This is a genomic window from Roseospira marina, assembly GCF_014197855.1.
Taxonomy (GTDB): Bacteria; Pseudomonadota; Alphaproteobacteria; order Rhodospirillales; family Rhodospirillaceae; genus Rhodospira; species Rhodospira marina.
Genome location: NZ_JACIGJ010000004.1, coordinates 341,236 through 362,258 on the forward strand (window position 1 = coordinate 341,236; position 21,023 = coordinate 362,258).

General features: G+C 68.0%; 17 protein-coding genes. 8 read left to right on the top strand and 9 right to left on the bottom strand.

Annotated features, from left to right (window positions below):
* Positions 1-100 precede the first annotated feature (100 nt).
* From GGD82_RS07870 to GGD82_RS07880, 3 genes are all read right to left on the bottom strand, one after another.
* On the bottom strand, positions 101-358 hold the full coding sequence (locus tag GGD82_RS07870) for a YjhX family toxin (RefSeq protein ID WP_150062217.1): 258 nt from the start codon (positions 356-358) through the stop codon (positions 101-103).
* Positions 359-710: 352 nt separating this feature from the next.
* On the bottom strand, positions 711-1,121 hold the full coding sequence (locus GGD82_RS07875) for a hypothetical protein (RefSeq protein WP_150062218.1): 411 nt from the start codon (positions 1,119-1,121) through the stop codon (positions 711-713).
* A 381-nt stretch (positions 1,122-1,502) separates the two neighbouring features.
* Complete coding sequence (locus GGD82_RS07880; protein ID WP_170284264.1) at positions 1,503-1,841, bottom strand: STAS domain-containing protein; 339 nt, start codon at positions 1,839-1,841, stop codon at positions 1,503-1,505.
* Positions 1,842-2,554: 713 nt separating this feature from the next.
* Between GGD82_RS07880 and GGD82_RS07885 the strand changes: the two genes are divergently transcribed.
* The 6 genes from GGD82_RS07885 to GGD82_RS07910 all read left to right on the top strand — a co-directional run bounded on the left by GGD82_RS07885 (position 2,555) and on the right by GGD82_RS07910 (position 10,397).
* Positions 2,555-2,977, top strand: coding sequence for a hypothetical protein (locus tag GGD82_RS07885; RefSeq protein ID WP_184013250.1), 423 nt, complete (start codon positions 2,555-2,557; stop codon positions 2,975-2,977).
* Positions 2,978-3,351: 374 nt separating this feature from the next.
* On the top strand, positions 3,352-3,777 hold the full coding sequence (locus GGD82_RS07890; protein ID WP_150062221.1) for a hypothetical protein: 426 nt from the start codon (positions 3,352-3,354) through the stop codon (positions 3,775-3,777).
* 457 nt (positions 3,778-4,234) lie between these two features.
* Positions 4,235-5,212 (top strand): aspartate carbamoyltransferase catalytic subunit, encoded by a 978-nt coding sequence (locus GGD82_RS07895; RefSeq protein WP_150062222.1) that lies wholly within the window; start codon positions 4,235-4,237, stop codon positions 5,210-5,212.
* Positions 5,212-6,519 carry a dihydroorotase gene (gene pyrC / locus GGD82_RS07900; RefSeq protein WP_150062223.1) on the top strand — a complete coding sequence of 436 codons (1,308 nt, stop codon included), beginning with the start codon at positions 5,212-5,214 and terminating at the stop codon, positions 6,517-6,519. The genes GGD82_RS07895 and pyrC overlap by 1 nt, the downstream gene beginning before the upstream one ends.
* Positions 6,520-6,536: 17 nt before the next feature.
* Positions 6,537-7,157: a glycerol-3-phosphate 1-O-acyltransferase PlsY gene (gene plsY, locus GGD82_RS07905; RefSeq protein ID WP_150062224.1), complete on the top strand. Its 621-nt coding sequence runs from the start codon at positions 6,537-6,539 to the stop codon at positions 7,155-7,157.
* Between the two features lie 234 nt (positions 7,158-7,391).
* A complete protein-coding gene (locus GGD82_RS07910) occupies positions 7,392-10,397 on the top strand; it encodes a transporter substrate-binding domain-containing diguanylate cyclase (RefSeq protein WP_170284265.1) in 3,006 nt (1,001 codons plus the stop codon).
* Positions 10,398-11,049: 652 nt separating this feature from the next.
* Here GGD82_RS07910 and GGD82_RS07915 read toward each other — a convergent pair.
* The 3 genes from GGD82_RS07915 to GGD82_RS07925 all read right to left on the bottom strand — a co-directional run bounded on the left by GGD82_RS07915 (position 11,050) and on the right by GGD82_RS07925 (position 14,230).
* The gene (locus tag GGD82_RS07915) at positions 11,050-11,493 is read right to left on the bottom strand and encodes a VOC family protein (RefSeq protein WP_150062244.1); all 444 of its coding nucleotides are present in this window, start codon (positions 11,491-11,493) and stop codon (positions 11,050-11,052) included.
* 705 nt (positions 11,494-12,198) lie between these two features.
* Positions 12,199-13,689 (bottom strand): diaminopimelate decarboxylase family protein, encoded by a 1,491-nt coding sequence (locus GGD82_RS07920; RefSeq protein ID WP_170284463.1) that lies wholly within the window; start codon positions 13,687-13,689, stop codon positions 12,199-12,201.
* 49 nt (positions 13,690-13,738) lie between these two features.
* On the bottom strand, positions 13,739-14,230 hold the full coding sequence (locus GGD82_RS07925; RefSeq protein WP_150063996.1) for a hypothetical protein: 492 nt from the start codon (positions 14,228-14,230) through the stop codon (positions 13,739-13,741).
* A 407-nt stretch (positions 14,231-14,637) separates the two neighbouring features.
* Between GGD82_RS07925 and GGD82_RS07930 the strand changes: the two genes are divergently transcribed.
* Positions 14,638-14,985: a phasin family protein gene (locus GGD82_RS07930; RefSeq protein WP_150063961.1), complete on the top strand. Its 348-nt coding sequence runs from the start codon at positions 14,638-14,640 to the stop codon at positions 14,983-14,985.
* A gap of 143 nt (positions 14,986-15,128) precedes the next feature.
* Here GGD82_RS07930 and GGD82_RS07935 read toward each other — a convergent pair whose 3' ends face one another.
* Together GGD82_RS07935 and GGD82_RS07940 are read right to left on the bottom strand one after the other, a co-directional pair.
* Entirely contained in the window at positions 15,129-15,575 is a 447-nt protein-coding gene (locus tag GGD82_RS07935; protein ID WP_150063997.1) for a GlcG/HbpS family heme-binding protein, read from the bottom strand.
* Positions 15,576-15,634: 59 nt separating this feature from the next.
* Positions 15,635-17,827, bottom strand: a complete 2,193-nt coding sequence (locus GGD82_RS07940) for a malate synthase G (protein WP_150063962.1) — start codon at positions 17,825-17,827, stop codon at positions 15,635-15,637.
* Positions 17,828-18,082: 255 nt separating this feature from the next.
* Here GGD82_RS07940 and GGD82_RS07945 point away from each other — a divergent pair, with 255 nt between their 5' ends.
* The gene (locus GGD82_RS07945) at positions 18,083-19,519 is read left to right on the top strand and encodes a cryptochrome/photolyase family protein (RefSeq protein ID WP_150063963.1); all 1,437 of its coding nucleotides are present in this window, start codon (positions 18,083-18,085) and stop codon (positions 19,517-19,519) included.
* Here GGD82_RS07945 and GGD82_RS07950 read toward each other — a convergent pair.
* Positions 19,497-20,942, bottom strand: coding sequence for an aminotransferase-like domain-containing protein (locus tag GGD82_RS07950; RefSeq protein WP_170284464.1), 1,446 nt, complete (start codon positions 20,940-20,942; stop codon positions 19,497-19,499). The genes GGD82_RS07945 and GGD82_RS07950 overlap by 23 nt on opposite strands.
* Positions 20,943-21,023: the final 81 nt, after the last annotated feature.

Genomic DNA, 21,023 nt, shown 5'->3' on the forward strand with positions numbered 1-21,023 from the left:
TCGCCGCGATAGCGCCGGCATCGGTTCCGGTACACGTTTCGTGACCCGGCGGAGGCCCTTGAACGGACGAATCCGCTCAAGGGCCGATCCGTATCACGGGTTATCGGTTGTCCGGTTGGGCGCGTACGGCCAGCCGTCCCTCCCGCGAGATGCGGTAGGGCTGGCCGTTGACGGACGTGATCAGGCGCCGGGCTTTCAGTCGCTTGAACACCGGCAGGTCGCAATCGGCCAAGCCGTATCCGTCGCGGGTGAAGCAGGTGACGTGAACGATGCGCCCGGACGGGTCGCGGTCATGGCGGATGCACCCGCCCTGTGCCAGCACGTGCAGCACGCGCTGTTCGGTCCTTGAGATATTCATGGGGTGGGGTCTCGTGCGAGCTGTCGCCAAACGCGCACACACCCTCAGCGCCGCGCAAACGCGCGGTCGGCCGGTGTGATGCGGTGAGACGCCTCGCCGAGGCGAGGCGCTTAGCGGCGACCCGCAAGCTCTGACATAAAGACCCCACGAAAACGGCGACCGAAACGGCAGCGCAAACGGCGGCAAAGGGCCGCACAACGGACGTACGCTATACCCGCATTATGCGCGGGGTCAAGCGGGTCGCGCGTGTGCGTTCAGACGTCGTTGCGGACGTCTGTTCGCGCGACAGGCGGCGTTTCCACGGGGCACGCCGCCCGCCGTCGGTTTCGTGATGTCTGGTGGGCCGGAGCCCTCAGGCCACGACGTGGCTGAGGAGCTGCGACTGTTCCTCGGACAGGCCCAGAAGCCGGGCCGTGAACCGGCCGGTGCGGGGGTGGGAATCGGCCACCGTGATTTCGATCGGCTCGATTGGGTCCTGTCCCACCGCCTCATCCGGCGTGGTGACCAGTTCCAGCATGGCGCGCCGGCCTTTCGGCGGCAGAGGGACCTTCGCCCCCGCCACGGGAGTCACGGCCACCTGGCCGCTCAGAACGCTGTCCTCGGTCACCGAGACAAGGCACGGCAGACCATTCAGGCGCGCGCGCACGCGCCGGGCCTGTGACGGCGATTGGGACGGGTGGTTGGTGCGCGCGGAGCCATGCGTGGTCTCGGCGCGGCTGTCGGACTCCCGATGGTCGTCCATGCGGTGAACGGTGGCATCCATGGCTGAACCCTCTTGCCCCAACTGAACTCGCGTCGGCTCAGAGCCCGCCGACGCCCGTTTTTCTCCGACGTGGTGTGCTGTCGGTCCTCCGTCCCGCATCCGAATCCCCTCAAGACTCGGTGGGCGGCGGTTTCGACGACACGTCTGTTACGATACCAAGGCTGCGTTCGTCCAAGGAGTCCGAACGGCGGTCAGCATCGTTCTTTCGACTGTTGCGTCGCTGCATCGCGACCCGGTGCCCACAGGCACGCTGGCATCGCGAATGCGAGTCGACCACGAATTGGCCGTCCGTGGCAACTCGGCCAAAGGGCGATCTGACGTTTGGCAGGGGGGCGACCGGCCGCCGTCTGCGGTGTCGGCGCGGCGGCGCTGCGGTGAGCCTTAGGCGGCCGCGGACCCGTTCGGGTGCATAGTGGTCGTGCAGCCCTCGACGTCAATCAAGTCGCTGACGTGCGCCTGCTCCAGAATCGACCATGCCGCCGGTCCCACCCCGCGCAGGCGGCACTGCCCCTCCCGATGTTCGGTGAGTTCCTGGGCCATCAGCAGCATGCCGATGCCGCTGGAATCAATGAAGGTTACGTCCGTCATGTCGAGAACGACACATTCTGGCTCGGACTGGTCCAGTTGGTCGAGAACGGCACTGAATCGTTCGAAATCAGCGTGAGTCAGGGATCCACATAGGTGCACAAGTGCCGTTTCGTCCCGCTGTTTCACGATCATTGCGTTGCCCCTCAGCTCCAATCCTGCTCTCCACGGGTCGGTCCGGTTCGACCGTCCGTTAGAGTGCCGCATGTCGGTGCGACTCAGCAACAGTACCCGAGTGCCTTTGTGGCGCACGGCCATGGCGTGTGTCTGTGATACACTAAATTTAAAGGAACGCCTACTCCTTCGAAAGGCGCAGACTGGGGGGTGGGTGTGACGCGGCGGTCGACAGCGGCTCTGGAGTCGCGCCAAAGGTCCGCGCGACGGCACGCGAAACCGCGCTTTCGAGACCGACGGTGCCCGCGCGGCCTCGGGGTCCGGGTCACAGCACGCCCCATGCGCGGTTCATGCCGCACCTGGCGTGTCAACGACCGAGGTGCACGTCATGAGGGCGGTGGATACGCCAACGCGACCCGCGTGGCGCCCCAACCGCCCGCACGATTCGACGCGCGCCGGTGCATCGCCCTAAAATACGGCGCGGGCGAGGAGCTGGATCACGCCGGTCGCCTCGGGGGGGCGTGGAGTTGTGAGGGTCGCGCTGCGCGGATGGGGCGGATGGGGAAGAGCTGCCCGGTCGGGGGGGCTTCGATGGGCAGGAGTTGCCGGGACCGCGTTGGACGTCCAGGTTTCTTGGGCCGAAAGGTGGCCCTGTACGGTCCGATTCGACAGGCACGACCGTTGCATTGACCGAATGACGATTCTGTATCGTCCTGTGAGGAGCGATCATGTCCGTGACCCAGTTTGCTGATCTGGCCAGCCTGCGTGAGGCACGCCGCGCCCAAGCCGCCGCGTCCCGAGAGTCGGGTGCGCGCGAGTCCGACAGTCTTCCGACCGGACGGCTGACGACCAAGCAGTTCAACCGCCATCTCGCCCATGTGCTGGAGGAGCAGACCCGCTCGGCCATCGCGAAATATGTCGGCGACGTCCATCCGACCGAGGTGCTGGACCTTGCCCGGCGTGTGGCGAAGCTGCGTGCGCGCTATGTCGCCACGGCGTTGGCGGCGGGTGGGGCCAGTGCCGCGCCGACCAAGGCTGAGATCGAGGAAATGCGGTTCATGCGCGAGCGGATCGAAGAGCTTGAGTACGCGCTGGCGACGGTCCGCGAGGCCATTGCCAACGAGGTGGTGCAGGTCGAGAACGTGATTGCCGACTGATAGGGTAAGACGGGTGCGGCCAAAATAATCCGATCAGGCTGACCCGTCCGGGCGCGAGTCCCGGCCGTGTGGCGCGGCGGTCGGGTAAACAGGCCCGTGAGTCGCCCGATCGGCAAGTGCAGCCGAGCAGTCGTTTTGAAACCATAATCAACGGCCTTGCGGACTGTTCGGAGACGCAAGTTGAGGTTTCGTCGTCGTGTGTCGGGTTCCGATCGCGGCGGCCAAACTGTTACGGTGATACCCTCGCGGCGTTTCGGGACGTCACAGAAATGCCCAATCATGGGCATCGAAAACGCCGGATTGATCCCCATCCTCTTACTCAACAGGCCCGATGCGGTTCCTGCACCAGCCTGCAACAGAAGGAGGATGACATCATGCGTCGATCCACCACCGCGTTGACACGCACCGCCGCCGTGACCGCCCTCGCTTTCGCGCTGGGCGCCGGGGGCATGGTAAACTCGGCCTGGGCCCAGAACGACGCACCGGCACCGACGTCCGACGCCGGCTGGATCCCGGTCACCTTCACATCCGAAACGCCCGACGTGGGGCAGGCGGATCTGTGCCAGGGCGCGCTGGAGGCGGTTGCGACCGGCCAGCCGGTGCCCTTCGCGGCCGCTGGGTGCCTGCGCGCCTTCGTTCTTGAAGCGAACAGCGCGGCCACCGTGGCCATGCCTGCGCCGGAGGCCTGCGAGGCCCTTCTGCCAAGCCTCGCCATCGGCGAACCGGTCCGGATGGGCGCGGCCGTCCCCTGTGTTGAGGAGTACGTTCTGACCGGGGGCCGACAGGTGGCGCACCGCTAAGGGGGGCGCCCTCCCATAGCGGTGCGCCCATCCCATGATGCTGTGCTCAGAACGGGGCGCCCAAGGCCCGGTAAAAATACGCTGGGCTTTGACGCCTCGGAGACGGTGCTCGACTAGGCGGCGATGCCAGCCTGCGGTGCTCTCTTGAGATGTCGGGGCGCGCCGCAGGCTGGGGCCAGTGCGCCTCCCAAGCGGGGCGCCTATGAGCGAGTGTCCCCGGCTCGGTGGCGGACGGTAAGGCCGGACCGACAAGGCCGACGTTGGGGCCGGGGGCACACACCGGGGCCGGGTTCACACACCGATGTCTCTGTTCGCCTGGAGAGGTAGGGGCGAAACCCGTAGGGGTTGGGCCGGAGGGTGTCAGGTTCCCAAAAGAGCCGGCTGCGCGCGCCGCGACAGGCGAGCGGCGCCCGAGAGCCTTGCCGCCGCCGGTCCCCGAGGCTATGGTCCGCGCACCATGAAGGACACTCTTTTTCCCCACCGGGATCTCCTCGGCATCCAGGGTCTCACGCCCCCGGAAATCGGACATCTTTTGGATCTCGCGGATGGGCAGGTGGACCGCTGCCGGGGCCTCGAAAAGGCCACAGACGGTATGGCGGGCCGCACGGTCATCAACCTGTTCTTCGAGAACTCGACCCGCACCCGCACCTCGTTCGAACTGGCCGCCAAGCGCCAAGGCGCCGAGGTCATAAACATGCAGGTGTCGACCAGCTCGGTGTCGAAGGGCGAAACGCTCATCGACACGGCGGTGACGCTCAACGCCATGCACCCCGATGTGCTGGTGGTGCGTCATCCCGAATCGGGGGCGGTCAAGCTGCTGGCCGAAAAGGTGAACTGCGCCGTCGTCAACGGCGGCGACGGCAGCCACGAGCACCCCACCCAGGCGTTGCTTGACGCGCTGACGATCCGCCGCCGCCGGGGGCGGCTCGACGGCTTACGCGTGGCGATCTGTGGCGACGTGCTGCACAGCCGCGTCGCGCGCTCCAACATCATTCTGCTGACGACCATGGGCGCGGAGGTCCGGCTGATCGGTCCGAACACGCTGGCGCCGGGATCCTTCGCCGCCATGGGGGTGGAGGTCTTTACCAACATGCGCGAGGGCCTGAAGGACTGCGACATCGTGATGATGCTGCGGCTTCAGACCGAGCGGATGCGCGGCAACTTCATTCCGTCGGTGCGCGAGTACTTCCGGTTCTACGGCCTGGACCGCGACAAGCTGTCCCAGGCGCGGCCGGACGCGCTCATCATGCACCCCGGCCCCATGAACCGCGGCGTGGAGATCGACTCAGACGTCGCCGATGACTTCGAGCGCAGCGTGATTCGGGAGCAGGTCGAGATGGGCGTGGCCGTGCGCATGGCCGTTCTGGCGCGACTGGCGGACAACCTGGACCACGCCCGCCGCAACCAGCCGTTTGCCGGTCGGGGAGGCGTCTGATGGGAATCGGAGCGCCGGGCCGTGTCGCCTATGTGAACGCCCGCCTGCTGGACCCCGCCTCCGGCCTGGACGCGCCGGGCGGCCTGCTGACCGAGGGCGAACACATTGTCCACTTCGCGCCCGGCCTGTTCGACGACGGACCGCCGGTCGGGGCCGAGATCGTGGACTGCGGCGGGGCCTGCCTCGCCCCAGGCTTGGTGGATATGCGCGCCCAGTTGCGCGAGCCGGGCCAGGAGCACAAGGAAAGCTTCAAGAGCGCGGGCCGCGCCGCGGTGGCCGGCGGCATCACGTCGATGGTGGGCCTGCCGAACACGAACCCGGTGATCGACGACGAGGCGACCGTGGAGTTCGTCGCCCGCCGCGCCCGCCTGATCGGGCTGGCTAAGGTGTTCACCTACGCCGCCGCCACCAAGGGGCTGGCGGGGCAGGAGTTGGCCGAGATCGGCCTGTTGCGGCAGGCTGGCGCGCTGGCCTTCACCGATGGCGTGAAGGCGATCGCCGACGCCCAGGTCATGCGACGCCTTCTGGCCTATGCCGCCAGTCACGATCTGCTTGTGATCCAGCATCCGGAGGAACCGAGCCTCGCCACCGGCGCGATGAACGCCGGCGAGTTGGCGACACGGCTTGGCCTCTCCGGCATTCCGCGCGAGGCGGAAATCATCATGCTGGAACGGGACATGCGGCTGGTCGCTATGACCGGCGCGCGCTACCACGCGGCCCACGTCAGCACCGCCGAGGGTGTCGCCATCCTCCGCAAGGCCAAGGCGGCGGGCCTGCGCGTGACCTGCGATACGGCCCCGTTTTACTTTGCGCTCAACGAGTTGGAGGTGGGCGAGTACCGCACCTTCGCCAAGCTGTCGCCGCCACTGCGCGCGGAGGAGGACCGCCGCGCCATCGTCGCGGGGCTGGCGGACGGCACCATTGACGTCATCGCGTCCGACCATTGCCCGCAGGACCAGGATACCAAACGCCTGCCGTTCAATCTGGCGGAGTTCGGCGGCATCGGGCTGGAAACGCTGCTGCCGGTGACGCTGAAGCTGGTGCAGAACGGCGCGCTGTCGCTGTTGGAGGCACTGGACCGCGTCACCCGCGCGCCCGCCGATCTGTTGGGGCTGGAGGCCGGGCGGCTGCGCACGGGGGCGCCCGCCGACCTCGTGGTGTTCGATCCGGAGGCGCCGTGGAAGGTGGTGGCCGACACCATGCGCTCCAAATCCAAGAACTCGCCGTTCGATGGCCATCTGGTGCAGGGCAAGGTGATCCGCACCGTGGTGGACGGCCGCACGGTCTTCCCCGAACCCGCGCGCTGATCCTGGGAGGCTCCGCCATGGCCGACTTCACGCTGGCTCTGCCGTTGGCCGCCATCGCCGGGTATCTGCTGGGCGCGGTCCCCTTCGGTCTCGTGCTGACCCGTCTGGCCGGGCTGGGCGACATCCGGGCCATCGGCTCCGGCAACATCGGCGCGACCAATGTTCTGCGCACCGGGCGCAAGGATCTGGCGCTGGCGACCCTGCTGCTCGACTCGGGGAAGGGCGCTATCGCTGCCCTGGGGGCGCGTGCCCTGGCCGGCTGGGACGGGGTGGATCCGGCGCTGGCCGTGGTGGCCGGTGTCGCCGCCGTCATCGGGCACAACTATCCGGTCTGGTTGCGCTTCAAGGGCGGCAAGGGGGTCGCGACCACGCTCGGCGTGCTGCTGGCGACGGCGTGGCCGGTGGGCGGATTGGCCTGCCTGACGTGGTTGCTGATGGCCGTCCTGTTCCGCTATTCCTCTCTGGCGGCCCTGACCGCGCTGGCGCTGGCGCCGGCCTATGCGTGGGGTCTGGCCGAACCGGTGCATGTGACCGGCTTCGGTGTGCTCGCGGTGCTGGCGTGGTGGCGCCACCGCGACAACATCCGCCGACTGATCGCGGGGACGGAAACCCGCATCGGGCATAAGGCGAAGGCGTAAGGTTCGTCCTTCAATACGGGTGTGAGGCCCGGTGTGCGCGGGGTCGAACCAAGGGATCCCCTGCCAAAAGCCATGGATGGAGCGGTGAGCCAACGGCCTTGACTGGCCGTATGGTGGGGCGACGGCCCATGAATTACCGTGTAAAAAACGCTCATGGTTTCCACATCCCCCGCCGGTTACACGGCGCGACCGGCGGCGGTCCACGCGACCGCCGTCCGATGGCGCGCGGTAATCATGACTGTTTTGATCATCCTGATCGGCGTTACGGCCTGTGTCGGGGTGGTCGGCGGCGCGTTTGCGCATCCGGATCAGCGGGACACCACCGTCGCCGCCCCGCTGGTGCTGACGGAGCAGGAACAGGCGTGGATCGCCGCGCATCCGGAGATTCGGATGGGGATGGTGGGGGACAACGCGCCCTATTCGTTTTTTCACGACGGCGCATTCCAGGGGTTTTCGGTCGATCTGGTGCGGCGCGTCGAGGACTTGACCGGCCTGCGCATCACTGTGCGCATGGGAAGCTGGGCTCAGATCTACAACGAGGTCGTGGCGGGCCGCCTGGACGCCATCGAGGCGATGTCCTACACCGAGACCCGCTCCGAACACATTCTGTTCACGGAGCCGTACTACCTCCGCCGAACTATGGTGTTCCACAACCTGGACCACCCCATGCCGCCGTTGACCGATCCCGAGGCCTTCGACGGCCAGCGTGTCGGTGTGATCCGCGATATTTATTACGCCGAGGATCTGGCCGCGCGCGGCCTCAACGTGGTGCCCTATGACGGCTACCGCGACCTCGTCGCCGCGTTGGCGTTCGACTGGATCGACGCGGCTCTTGCGCCGGAACTGACCGGTCGGTTCTTTGCCCGGGAAAACGGGTTCTCGTCCGTGGATGTGGCCGGTCCGCTGCCATTGACCGATCTGGTGCTGGAGGATTTCCGGTTCGGTGTCCTGCGCACGGAGCCCGTTCTGCGCGACATCCTGGACAAAGCAGTGGCCGCGATTCCCGATTCCGAACTCAACGCCATGGTGGACCGGTGGCGCACGGCCCGGCCGGGGCTGACGCTGACCTCGGGGCCGCTGCGCCTGCTGCCGCAGGAGCGGGCGTTGATCGCGGAACGTCCGGTGGTTCGGGTCGGGTTCATGCCCGACTATTGGCCGTTCAGCTATCTGGAGGATGGCCGGGTCGCCGGGTTTGCGGTCGATGTGGCGCGCGAAATCGCCGAACGCGCCGGCATGACCATCGATCCGGTGTTCGATACATGGCCGCGTCTGATGGAGGGGCTGCGCGACGGCAGACTCGACATGATCTCCAACATCTCGATGACCGAGGAGCGATCGCGGTCCTTCCTGTTCACCGATCCCTACCATCAGGTCCCGGTCACGGTCTTTGTGCGCGCCGGCTTCGGCCGGTACCAGGATCTGTCGGATCTGGACGGATTGCGCGTGGGGGTGCCTCGGGCCGTCTACTTCCAGAAGCCCCTGGAAGCCCGCCTTGGGGCGGATTTGGTCGTGCCGTTCCCGCGCACGGTGGACATGATGCAGGCGCTGGCGGAGGGAGAGGTCGACGCCGTCGTGGCCTCGCTGAGCCATGGTCTGGCGCTGATCCGTATGCAGGGGCTGATGTCCATCGAGATCGGTGGCGAGTTCCGGCTGAATGGTGTCTCCACCGAGGATCTCCGTTTTGCTGTGACCTGGGACAAGCCGGTCCTGCGTGGTCTGTTTGGTCGGGTGATGGCGTCCATCCCGGCGGCGCGCTGGTTGGAGCTGGAGAACCGCTGGCTCGGCCCGAGACGGGCGGTGGAGCGCGCACCGATGGTGCCGCTCTCGCCCGAGGAGCGGGCGTGGCTGACCGAGCGCGGTGTTGTGCGCGTCTGCGGTGGGGCGGCCGTGGACCCCTTCGAACGCACGGGGGAGGGCGGCACGTATGCGGGAGTGGCCGGGGATGTGCTGCACGTGCTGTCGCGTCGGGTCGGGTTCGCCTGGGAGGTCGTGCCGGCCGACAGTCGCGCGGAGGCCCTGGCCAATGCCGAGGCGGGACGCTGTGACCTGCTGCCGTTCGTCGTGGGCGTGCCGGAGGAGCTGTCGGGCTGGTTGGCCACACGGCCCTATCTGCGCATGCCGACCGTTGCGGCGACCCTGTTGGACCGGCCGTTCATGAGCGGTATGGCCTCGCTGTCCGGCAAGACCGTGAGTGTGGTCGGGTACTCGCCACTGCGCTGGACGCTGGAGGCACGCTATCGGGATGTGAACGTCGTGTCTGTGGACACCGAAGAGGCGGGCCTGGACGCCCTCCGCCATGGCCGCGTGGATGCCGCGATCGGATCCTTGCCCCGGCTGGGCTATCTGATCGCCCGCCAGCGCACGCCGGAGTTCAAGATCGCCGGACAGATCCCCGAGGATCATACCGTCCGGCTCGCTTTGTCGGCCGATCTGGAACCGCTGGCCGCAATTCTGAACCGACTGATTGCCACTTCGGACGATGCGGAAATGCAGGCGATCCTCGACCGCTGGGTCAGCGTGCGGTACGAGCGGACCGTTGACCGCCGGGTCGTCTGGGGTGTGATCGCGGCCTCGGCTGTGCTGGTTCTTCTGGCGCTACTGTGGGTCCGGCAACTGCGCCGACTGAACGCGCGCCTGAACTCCGCAAACGCGAAGCTGCGTGAGCTCAGCGTGACGGACGGCCTGACGGGGCTGCCCAACCGTGGCTTCCTGGAAAACCGCATGGCGGAGACGTTTGCGGTCTGCCAGCGCAACCGGCTGCCGTTCGCCGTGGCCATGATCGACGTGGACCACTTCAAGGCCGTCAACGACGAGTTGGGACATGCGTTCGGGGACATCTGCCTGCGGCCCATCGCCGACCGCATGGCGGCCCATTTTCGGCGCGGCGGGGATACGGTCGGGCGCTACGGCGGTGAGGAATTCGTGGCGTTCTCCGCCGGCGCGGGTGCCGTGCATCAGCCGGAGCATCTTGAGGTCCTGCGCCAGACGATCGCCAAGCATGTGGTGGAGAATGAGGGGACGCGACGGGGCGTGACCATCAGTGTCGGGTGCCACGTTGCGCGACCGGATCAGGACGACACCCTGGCGGCGTTCCTGGCGGTGGCGGACCGCAATCTGTATCGGGCAAAGCAGGCTGGCCGGGACCGGGTGGTGTGCGGACCGGAGGGCGATGGAACGGCTGGTGCCGGTATCGACGGGGAGGCTGACGCGCGTGAAGAGCCGGTCGCGGACGCGCCGTGACACGCGACGCAGTTTCTTACGAAAGCGTCATGTCGTGGCAAATCTCCGGTCACATGCGCCGTGGCATAAAGGGATCATCAGAGGCGGACGGAACACCGCCGACGATCTCAGCCCAAGGGCCTCAGCAAAGAGCCTGACCCTCCGATCCGAAATCCAGCGTCCCGTTTTGGGTCCTACCGCTTCAGCCACGGTTCGATCCCGCCAAGAGCACCCTCCGAACCCCGCGCTTCAGCCACGCGACGGTTCACACCAACGAAGCAACGCCCGCCCCGCTTTCCCCGCGCGGCGGGCGTTTCGCTGTCCGGGTCCTGGCGTGCCGCTGAACATCGCTTTCTGACGAAAGCGTCATGTCGCGGCAAATCTCCGGTCACATGCGCCGTGGCATAAAGGGATCATCAGAGGCGGACGGAACACCGCCGATGATCTCAGCCCAAGGACCTCAGCAAAGAGCCTGACCCTCCGATCCGAAATCCAGCGTCCCGTTTTGGGTCCTACCGCTTCAGCCACGGTTTGGTCCCGCCAAGAGCACCCTCCGAACCCCGCGCTTCAGCCACGCGACGGTTCACACCAACGAAGCAACGCCCGCCCCGCATTTCCCCGCGCGGCGGGCGTTTCGCTATTTGGGTTTTGGCATACGGTACCGCCTGCCAGGTTACGCATGCGTTGCCGTGCTGCCCTGTTCCGTGTCGAGAAGGATGCGGCCGTCGGCGGTCAGCGGAAAGTCGGCTACCCACGTGATCTCCCACGGATGTCCCTCCGGATCGGCGAAGTAGGCGGTCACACCACCCCACGGCATGGTCCGAACCGGCCGCAATACACGGGCTCCGGCGGCCACGACCTCGGCGAGGCGGGCTGCGACGGCCTCCGGCGTGGCCACGTTGAGGGCCAAGGTGATTCCGCCGGGGCGCGGGTCCGTCAGACCGGTGTCGTGGGCCAGGTCCGCGCTTCCATACAGACTGAGGACGACTCCGCCCGCGTCCAGGAAGGCGACAGCATCGGTGCTGTCCGGCGTGGCTCGGAAGCCCAAGGCTTCATAGAACGCGCGGGCGCGTGCCATGTCGCTCACGGCAAGGGTGATGAGGCTGATGGCGGTCATGGTCATGTCTCTCCTCGGTGGGCCGGACGCGCGGACGCATGAGTCGGTCGGCCTAGTGAGGGATGGTGCCCCGACGTTTGGCCCGCTTCCCTGAATTCTTACGAAAGCGTCATGTCGTGGCAAATCCCCGGTCACATGAGGTCTGCATAAAGGGATCATCAGAGGCGGACGGAACACCGCCGATGACCTCAGCGAAGAAAAACCTGACCCTCCGATCCCGATAGCCAGCGTCCTGTTTTTGGGACTTACCGCTTCAGCCGCGGTTCGATCCCGCCAAGAGCACCCTCCGAACCCCGCGCTTCAGCCACGCGACGGTTCATACCAACGAAGCAACGCCCGCCCCGCTTTCCCCCGCGTGGCGGGCGTTTCGCTGTCCGGGTCCTGGCGTGCCGCTGAACATCGCTTTCTGAAGAAAGCGTCATGTCGCGGCAAATCTCCGGTCACATGCGCCGTGGCATAAAGGGATCATCAGAGGCGGACGGAACACCGCCGACGATCTCAGCCCAAGGACCTCAGCAAAGAGCCTAATCCTCCGATCCGAAATCCAGCGTACCGTTTTTGGGACTTACCGCTTCAGCCACGGTTTGCCCCGCCAAGAGCACCCTCCGAACCCCGCGCTTCAGCCACGCGACGGTTCATACCAACGAAGCAACGCCCGCCCCGCTTTCCCCGCGCGGCGGGCGTTTCGCTGTCTGGGGTGCGCTCTCACATTGAGGAAGAGGGGGGCGGCCAGCCGGTATCGTGCACCATTAGGTCGGCCACGGTTTGGGCGCGTCGGATCACATGGTCGCGACCCGCCGAATCCAGCATGACGACGGCCGGTGCCGGGCGGCCGTTGTAGGCCGTCACCTGATCGACTCCGTAGGCGCCGACGTCCAGCAGGCAGAGGACATCCCCGACGTCCGTGGTGGCCGGCAGGGCGCGGTGGCTGGGCAGGCGCACAAGCAGGCGCCGCAGCAGCGCGCTCTGGTCGGCCAGATCGGGCACGGCGTCGAGCAGGGCCGCGAACTGCGTCTCTCCGTCCACATCGAAAAACACGTCGCCGCCGTCGCACAGGGGGCCGCCGACGCGAAACGGCGTGTCGTGGGGGCGATCGGCGCGAGTCGCGTTGATCATGTGGAAGTACCACTTGTACGCAAATTGATCGCCCATGACGTTGAACCCCGCGTCGAGCAGCAGCCAGCGGGTGCCCTCCCGCGCCTTGGCGTTGACCACCCGGGTCAGCAGAACCGCCGCGTCGGCGACCAGGGACCGGCCCGGCTCGACGATCACGGTGACATCCGGTCCAAGGCCCTCGCGAATCGGCTGCAGCAGCGCGGCGGCCACGGCCTCGGCGTCAATCGCCGCGTGCAGGTAAGCCGGCACCGCGTCCGGCGCGGGGGCCGCGATATAGCCGACGGGAAGGCCGCCGCCGACGTTCACGCTGGGGACGCGCAGCCCGGTCGTGTGCGCCACGAGGCGTGCCAACTCCACCACACGGGCGCCGATGGCGGCGAAGGTCGCGGTGACCGTGATCTGCGAGCCGGCGTGGACGTGCACGCCGACCAGCGTGATGTCCGCGCCGGCATCCTTCAGCACGGCGGCCAGGGCCGGAAGCTCGCCTGGCGTGCAGCCGAACTTCGTGGCCGCACCGCCCGTCTCTTGCCCTGGAGCGGTGCCGCCGGTCAGGTCCGGGACCAGACGCAGGGCAACATTGGCCGCCCGTCCGATTGCGCGGGCGAGGGTGGCGACGCGCCGCAGCTCGTGCACCGAATCGATGTTGATCGCGCCCACGCCGCCGGCGATGGCCGTGGCCAGCTCGGCGTCCGTCTTGGCGACGCCGTTGAAGACGATCTGGTCCGCGTGGAATCCGGCGAGCCGCGCCTTTTCCAACTCCCCGCCGGAGTTGACTTCGATGTCGGCGCCCTCGGCGCGCATCAGCTCGAGCACCGCGCGTAAGCCACAGGCCTTGGCGGCAAAAGCGATTCGGGTGGCCGGATGGTGGCGGTCCAGCGCCGTGCGGAGCCGGCCCAGCGAGTCGGTTATACGGGCCGCGTCGTACACGAACAGCGGCGTTCCGTGGCGCTCCGCCAGGAATTGCCCCGTTTGGCCCCGGAGAGTGAGCTGTCCGCCGATGCAGGCAGGAAAGGGCGGGCGGGCCCAGGGCTCCCCCGGAACGACGGTGGGGGCCAGGGTGCGCGGGGTGGGTCCGGTCATGGAGATGCCCCCGGGGCGACGGAACACAGGGTCCGACCATAGAACACGTCTAGTGGCCGAGAATGGTGTCGATTTCGGACTGATCCATAGTCGTTTGGGCACCATGGATGATGGCGCTGGCCATGTCCATCAGCCGCTGCAACGCCCGGCTCGCCAGCCGGGCGGTCTGGGTCACGCTGTCGGTGTTGCCCTCGGCCAGGGCCGTCTGCATCTCGGAGACCGTCGTCAGCGCCAAATCCTCCATTTGCGCGATGGTCGCGTCGAACGGCTCGCGGAAGCGCGCGGGACAGTAGTCATAGGCCTCGATGGCGAGGTCCTTGTCCCGGAACGTGCTGTCGGCGAAGTGCGCCGGGTAGGATTTCGGCTGCCATTCCGCGCAGTCCTCGACCAGATCCGGCATATCCGGAACCATGTCGAGCATCATGATGATCTCGTTAAAGTGGTTGAGATAGTCGGTCGCCAAAAGGGTGTCCGGACTGATATTCGTTCCCCGAACGCGCGCCTGCATCGCCAGGAACGCAGGGTCGTCATCGTCCGCCATGGTGCCGGTCTCCACTCCGGACGTGGGTGCGTCCGCCTTTGCGGCGCCCGGTTCCGTCATGCGTGCTATCCCCGCTTTGTGTCCGCAGGTTGTGTGTCCGCACCGTGTCACCGTTGATCCTATCACCATCCCCGCGCCGTGGGAAACGACCGCCGTGGGTCGGATAGGGAGCGTTGGGCGCCAAAAATTGTGCGCTGCACAAAATACCGTTGACACGGACGCGAAACGGCGTAGATTAGGGATATACCGCAGTGCAGCAAAGCCCGGAACCCGAAGACCTCCGAAGCGACTGCCCGGCGGACGAAACAGACAAACGCCCATAGGACGGGCGCTTATCCACCTGGGGGCCGGCACTTGCCGGTGTGGGGCTCCCACCGGACGACCCAGAGACAGGAAAGGTCAAGGCCATGATCCGCTCTTACGAAGATCTGATGACGTTCAACAAGGACAACCTCGACGCCGCGACCGCCGCCAGCAAGCTCCTGGCCAAAGGGTTCGAGGATATCAGCAAGGAAGCCGTCGCGTTCTCGTCCAAGTCCATGGACGGTGCGGTGGCCGCCGGCAAGCAACTTGGCGCCTGCAAGACCCCGGCCGACTTCACCAACCTTCAGACCAAGCTGGTCAAGGACAACTGGGACGCCATGATCGCCCAGTCGAAGAAGATGGTCGAGCTGTCGAACACCGTCATGCGCAGCGCGATGGAACCCGTTCAGGCCCGCACCAAGGTGGTGCTCGACGGCTTCGCCCGCGCCTGATCGAACGGCGAGGGCCGGACAGCCAAGGCGTGATGCCTCGGCGGACACGCAACAAAGCCCCGCGTCGACGTGACGCGGGGCTTTTTGTGTTCGGTGTCACGGTGTGCGGCGCGGCAGAAAAAGGCCGGTCGTGCCGTGTGGTGTTATGCCGGATCGCCGGTGTCGGCCTTCAGGCCAGCCGCCTCAATGGCGTGCACGGCGCAGAGCTCATCGTTTTCGGACACATCGCCGGTCACCCCGACGGCACCCAGGATTCGGCCCTCTGCCGAGCGGACCAGCACGCCCCCCGGAACCGGTACGGCCAGACCGCCCGCCAGATCGGACAGCGCGTTCATGAAGCCCGGCATCTTTTGCGAGCGCCGCGCCAGTTCGCGGCCCCCCATGCCGAGGGTGAGCGCGCCGAACGCCTTGCCCATGGCGATCTCCGGCCGCAGCACGCTGGCGCCGTCGCCCCGCTTCAGCACCTTCAGCCGGCCGCCGTCGTCCAGCACGGCGACCGTGAGCGGCTGAAAGCCTTCGGACTGGCCCTTCTCCAGGGTGGCGGTGGCGATGGCGTCGGCCACGGCGAGGGACAGGGAATGCTCGAACATCATCGGAGTCCTTTTTCAGCGATCACAGGTCAGCGGGGTGACGGAGCCGGTCGTGCGCGTCAGGCGGCCAGGGTCGGCTGGCGCGCCTTGGCGGTGCGGCGATGCCGGTGCAGCAGCGGTTCGGTGTAGCCGCTGGGCTGGCGCGAGCCCTCGAAGATCAGGTCCCGCGCGGCCTGGAACGCCACGCTGTCGTCGAAGTCCGGGGCCATCGGTTGGTAGGCGGGATCGCCCGCGTTCTGGCGGTCCACCACGGCGGCCATGCGGCGCAGCACCTCCAGAACCTGCTCCGACGAGCAGACACCATGGTGCAGCCAGTTGGCGATATGCTGGCTGGAGATGCGCAGGGTCGCCCGGTCCTCCATCAGACCGACGTCATTGATGTCCGGCACTTTCGAGCAGCCGATACCCTGGTCGATCCAGCGCACGACATAGCCCAGGATGCCCTGGCAGTTGTTTTCCAGCTCCTGGCGGATTTCGTCCTCGGACCAGTTCACGCCCGCCGCCAGCGGCAGCGTCAGGATGTCGTCAAGGCTGGCGCGCGGGCGCTGGACCAGCTCCGCCTGCCGGGCCATGACGTCGATTTCGTGGTAGTGCAGGGCGTGCAGGGTGGCGGCGGTGGGGGAGGGCACCCAGGCCGTGTTCGCGCCCGCCTTCGGGTGCGCGCCCTTGGCCGCCAGCATGTCGCCCATGCGGTCGGGCATGGCCCACATGCCCTTGCCGATCTGGGCGCGGCCGGGCAGCCCCAGGGCGAGTCCCACGTCGACGTTCCAGTCCTCGTAGGCCTGGATCCACGGCGTGCCCTTCATGTCCGCCTTGCGGATCATCGGGCCGGCCTCCATCGATGTATGGATTTCGTCCCCGGTGCGGTCGAGGAAGCCGGTGTTGATGAAGACCACGCGCGACCGCGCCGCCGCGATGCAGGCGGGCAGGTTGACGGTGGTCCGCCGCTCCTCGTCCATGATGCCCATCTTGATGGTGTTGCGCGCGAGGCCAAGGGCATCCTCCACCCGGGCGAACAGGGTGTCGGCGAAGGCGACTTCGTCCGGGCCGTGCATCTTCGGCTTCACGATGTAGATGGAGCCGGCGCGGCTGTTGCGGAACGTGCCGTTGCCCTTCAGGTCATGCAGCGCAATCAGGCTGGTGAACAGCGCATCCAGGATGCCTTCCGGCGCCTCCGACCCGTCCGGCAGCAGCACCGCGTCGCTGGTCATGAGGTGGCCGACATTACGGATGAGCATCAGGGAGCGGCCGGGCAGGATGACCTCGCCGCTGCCGTCGGCGGCCGTGAAGATGCGGTCCGCGCTCAGGCGACGCTCCACGGTGCGCCCTCCCTTGTCGAAGGAAGCGCTCAAGGTGCCCTTCATGAGGCCGAGCCAGTTGCGGTAGGCGGCCACCTTGTCCTCGGCATCCACGGCGGCGATGCTGTCCTCGCAGTCCTGGATGGTCGTGATGGCCGATTCCAGAACCACGTCGGCGACGCCGGCCGGGTCGTCCGCGCCGATGGGATGTTCGCGGTCGATCACGATCTCAAGGTGCAGCCCATGGCGGCGCAGCAGGATGGCGGCCGGGTCGTCCGGGGTGCCGGTGTAGCCCACCAACGCCTTGGGATCGGCCAGACCGGTGCGCGTGCCGTCCGCCATCACGGCGGCGAGCTGCCCGCCCGCGAGGGTGTAGCGCACGACGTCGGCGTGCGACCCCCGGCTCAGCGGCACCGTCTGGTCCAGCCGCCGGCGGGCTTCCGCGATCACGGCGGCGCCCCGCTTCGGATCATACGCGCGGGACGCGGCGGCGGGCGCATCGGGCAGCGCATCGGTGCCGTACAGGGCATCGTACAGGCTGCCCCAGCGGGCGTTGGCGGCGTTGAGGGCAAAGCGTGCGTTCATCACCGGCACGACGAGCTGCGGCCCGGCGACGGTGGCGATTTCCGGATCGACGCCTTCCGTGGTGACGCGGGCCTCCTCCACCGGCGGTTCCGGCTTCAGGTAGCCGATCTCGCGCAGGAACGCGGTATAGGCGGCGGGGTCGTGCGGCTGGCCCCGACGCTCCCGGTGCCATGCGTCGATGGCGGTTTGCAGCCGCTCCCGCTCCGCCAGAAGCGCGCGGTTCTGCGGCACCAGGTCCACGAGGATGGATTCCAGGGATGCCCAGAGCGCTTCCGCGTCGATGCCTGTTTGCGGCAGGATATCGCGCGACACGAACCGGTCCAGGGCGTCGGCCACGCGCAAGCCACCCCTGTTCTGGTATCCCGTCATGGTTCCAGCGTCCTCCGTTGTGTGATAGCGGCCGGGCCAGCCGGTCGCGCCTCCGTGGTGTAAATCCGACATAGCAAGCTGATATGGCGAGGCGCGGGGGGCGGCGAAACCGGTGTTTCCGTATGACGGAAAGCCTTGCCGCAGATTCAATCCGGCGGCTCCGGCCGATCCACGCGGCGCCGCTGCGCGTACCGTGCCCGTATCCGTCACGCCTGTCCCCTGCGTTCCACCCCTGATCGGGAGCCCATACCCGCCATGACCGAGTCTTCGACTGCTCCCGTCCTGCTCTGGTTCCGTCGCGACTTGCGGCTGGCCGACCATCCCGCGCTCACGGCGGCCGTCGCAACGGGACGGCCGATCGTGCCGGTCTACCTTCTGGACGGGGACGACCCGGGCGGGCGGCCCCTGGGCGGCGCGGCCCGCTGGTGGTTGCACGAGTCCCTGGCGGCGCTGGGGCATGCGCTGGAGGCGCGGGGATCCGCGCTGATCCTGCGGCGCGGTCCGCCGGGTGAGGCGTTGGTCGCCCTGGCGCGGGAGACCGGGGCGGATACGGTGTACTGGAGCCGCACCGTGGGCGTGGACGAGGCCGCCCTGGCCGCTCGGTTGGAGGATCAGGGGGTGGCGGCGCGCCGGTTCGGGGGCTGTCTGTTGTTCGATCCGGACGCCGTCCGGACCCAGCAGGGCCGACCCTTCCAGGTGTTCACGCCGTTCTGGAACCGCGTGCTCGCGCTCGACCCGCCGCCGCGCCCGGAGCCCGCACCGTCCCACATTCCAGCGCCCTACGACTGGCCGGCGGGGGATGCGCTGGAGGACTGGGCGCTGCAGCCCACACAGCCGGACTGGGCCGGGGGCCTGCGGGCCACCTGGGCGCCGGGGGAAGAGGCGGCGAACGCGGTGCTCGACGGGTTCCTGGACGGCCCCATTGATTGCTATGCCGAAGCCCGGGATGCCTTGGGAGTCGATGGGACCTCGCGCCTGTCGCCCTACCTGCGCTTCGGCGAGGTCGGGCCCCGGACCCTCTGGCACGCCGTGCGCGACCGGCCGAACGATCCCAGCGCCGAGGTGTTCCTGCGTGAACTCGGCTGGCGCGAGTTCTGCCACCATCTGCTGCACGAGCATCCCGCAATGGCCGAGACGCCGTTGAAGGAGTCCTTCGCCGCCTTTCCCTGGCGGGACGATCCGGCGGGCCTGGAGGCCTGGCAGACCGGCCGCACGGGCTATCCGGTCGTGGACGCTGCCATGCGGAAGCTCTGGCGCACCGGGTGGATGCACAACCGGGCCCGCATGATCGTGGGCTCGTTCCTGGTCAAGGATCTGCGTATCGACTGGCGCGAGGGCGAGCGCTGGTTCTGGGATACGCTGGTGGACGCCTGTCCGGCGAACAATCCGTGCTCCTGGCAATGGATCGCCGGCTGCGGGGCCGACGCCGCGCCGTATTTCCGCATCTTCAATCCCGTGCTTCAGGGGGAGAAGTTCGACACCACCGGCCGTTATGTCCGGCGCTGGGTGCCGGAACTGGCGCGCCTGCCCGACCGGGTGCTGCACAAGCCCTGGAGCGCGTCCGCGCCGATCCTGCGCGAGGCGGGCGTCCAGTTCGGCGAGACCTATCCCGGCCGCATCGTGGACCACGGAGAGGCGCGCGATGCCGCCCTGAAGGCCCTGGCCACCATCACGGACCGCGTGTCAGGGTGAACGGCCCGGCGTCGTACACCGCGCGCACCGCCGCCAGAGCCCCCCGCAGGCGGTCGAGGTCGGGTTCCCCGCCCACGCAGAGCCGCACACCCTCCGGCATCCGCCCCGGGCCCACATGGAACACGGCGGCCGGCTGCACCAGCACGCCGCGTGCGGCGAGGATGTCGCGGAAAGCCTCCGCCCGCCAGGGGGCGGGCAGGGTAAGCCACAGGTGCAGCGTGTTCGGTCCGCCGTGCCACGGCAGATCGCCCAGTTCCTCCGCCGCGATGACCAGCCGTTCCGCCACCGCGCGCCGCTGCGCCGCCACCAGCGCGTCGGCCGTGCCGTCTTCGATCCAGCGGGTTGTGATCTCCACCATCAGCGGTGCGGCCATCCAGATCGTGGCCCACACGGTGGCGACGAATTGCGCGCGCAGGGTGGGAGGGACCTGGGCGAACCCGGTGCGCAAGCCGGGCGCCAGCGCCTTGGCGGTTCCGGTCAGGAATACGGTCCGGTGGGGGATCAGCGTGGCGAGTGGGGCCGGGCGTTGCTCCGGCAACAGGCCATAGATGTCGTCCTCGATCACCGTCAGGTCGCGGCGCTCCGCCACCTCGGCCAGCGCCGCCCGGCGCTGCGGCGACGACACCGCCGCCGTCGGGTTCTGGAGCGTCGGGATGCAGAACAGGGCGCGTGCGCCGGTGCGGGCCGCGGCCTCGTCCAGGGCGTCCGGCACCAACCCCTCCGCGTCGAGCGGAACGCCGACCAGATCCACGCCGTGGCGGTGGGCCAGAAGCTTGATGCCCGGATAGCAGATGTCTGCGCACAGGGCGGTCTCGCCCGGCCGCAACAGGGTCAGCATGGTGACCGCGATGCCATGTTGCACGCCGCCGGTAACCACCACCGCGTCCGGGTCGTCCGGCATGCCGGCTCGCGCCATCCAGGTCGCCCCGGCCGCTCGGTAGCGCGGCGCCGCGTCATGCAACTGGTAGGCCGCTAGCGGTTGCAGGGCCGCCGGATCGGTGGCCAGTACGGCCAGCGTCTCCGCCAGCCGCTGCTCCGCTCCCACGGCGGCCGGATGGTTCGGTCCCAGGTCGACCGGCCGGACGGCGGGGCCGACCGTGCCATTGCCGGTCCCGTCATCGAAATCGAAGGTCAGCCGGGCTCCCCCGCCGACGTGGCCTCCAGGACCCGGCCCCGGGGCGCGGACGAACGTGCCGCGTCCCACGGTGCCTTCCACGAGTCCCCGGCGCGTCGCCTCCGCATAGGCGCGGCTGACCGTGGTGACGGTCACGCCGAGCGAGTCCGCCAGCGCCCGGTGCGTGGGCAGGCGCTCGCCGGGCGTCAAACGACCGGCCGCGCGGTCAGCGGCGAGGGCGTCGGCGATGGCGCGGTAAACGGGGACGCTCGGTGACAGGGCGCGTGGGCGCCAGGCGGATCGGGTCATGCGGGCCTTCAGTACACTTGTGCGGAAACCGCCGAACGATCGGCGGCATTGTCTTACTGACAATGTATGCATTGACAGACA

Excerpts from the sequence above, each read along its gene's own strand:
- GGD82_RS07920 (WP_170284463.1), bottom strand. The coding sequence starts at position 13,689 with ATGACCGGACCCACCCCGCGCACCCTGGCCCCCACCGTCGTTCCGGGG.
- GGD82_RS07950 (WP_170284464.1), bottom strand. The coding sequence starts at position 20,942 with ATGACCCGATCCGCCTGGCGCCCACGCGCCCTGTCACCGAGCGTCCCC.
- GGD82_RS07890 (WP_150062221.1), top strand. The coding sequence starts at position 3,352 with ATGCGTCGATCCACCACCGCGTTGACACGCACCGCCGCCGTGACCGCC.
- GGD82_RS07935 (WP_150063997.1), bottom strand. The coding sequence starts at position 15,575 with ATGTTCGAGCATTCCCTGTCCCTCGCCGTGGCCGACGCCATCGCCACC.
- GGD82_RS07940 (WP_150063962.1), bottom strand. The coding sequence starts at position 17,827 with ATGACGGGATACCAGAACAGGGGTGGCTTGCGCGTGGCCGACGCCCTG.
- GGD82_RS07915 (WP_150062244.1), bottom strand. The coding sequence starts at position 11,493 with ATGACCGCCATCAGCCTCATCACCCTTGCCGTGAGCGACATGGCACGC.
- GGD82_RS07875 (WP_150062218.1), bottom strand. The coding sequence starts at position 1,121 with ATGGATGCCACCGTTCACCGCATGGACGACCATCGGGAGTCCGACAGC.
- GGD82_RS07930 (WP_150063961.1), top strand. The coding sequence starts at position 14,638 with ATGATCCGCTCTTACGAAGATCTGATGACGTTCAACAAGGACAACCTC.
- GGD82_RS07880 (WP_170284264.1), bottom strand. The coding sequence starts at position 1,841 with ATGATCGTGAAACAGCGGGACGAAACGGCACTTGTGCACCTATGTGGA.
- GGD82_RS07870 (WP_150062217.1), bottom strand. The coding sequence starts at position 358 with ATGAATATCTCAAGGACCGAACAGCGCGTGCTGCACGTGCTGGCACAG.
- GGD82_RS07925 (WP_150063996.1), bottom strand. The coding sequence starts at position 14,230 with ATGGCGGACGATGACGACCCTGCGTTCCTGGCGATGCAGGCGCGCGTT.
- pyrC (WP_150062223.1), top strand. The coding sequence starts at position 5,212 with ATGGGAATCGGAGCGCCGGGCCGTGTCGCCTATGTGAACGCCCGCCTG.
- GGD82_RS07945 (WP_150063963.1), top strand. The coding sequence starts at position 18,083 with ATGACCGAGTCTTCGACTGCTCCCGTCCTGCTCTGGTTCCGTCGCGAC.
- GGD82_RS07910 (WP_170284265.1), top strand. The coding sequence starts at position 7,392 with ATGACTGTTTTGATCATCCTGATCGGCGTTACGGCCTGTGTCGGGGTG.
- plsY (WP_150062224.1), top strand. The coding sequence starts at position 6,537 with ATGGCCGACTTCACGCTGGCTCTGCCGTTGGCCGCCATCGCCGGGTAT.
- GGD82_RS07895 (WP_150062222.1), top strand. The coding sequence starts at position 4,235 with ATGAAGGACACTCTTTTTCCCCACCGGGATCTCCTCGGCATCCAGGGT.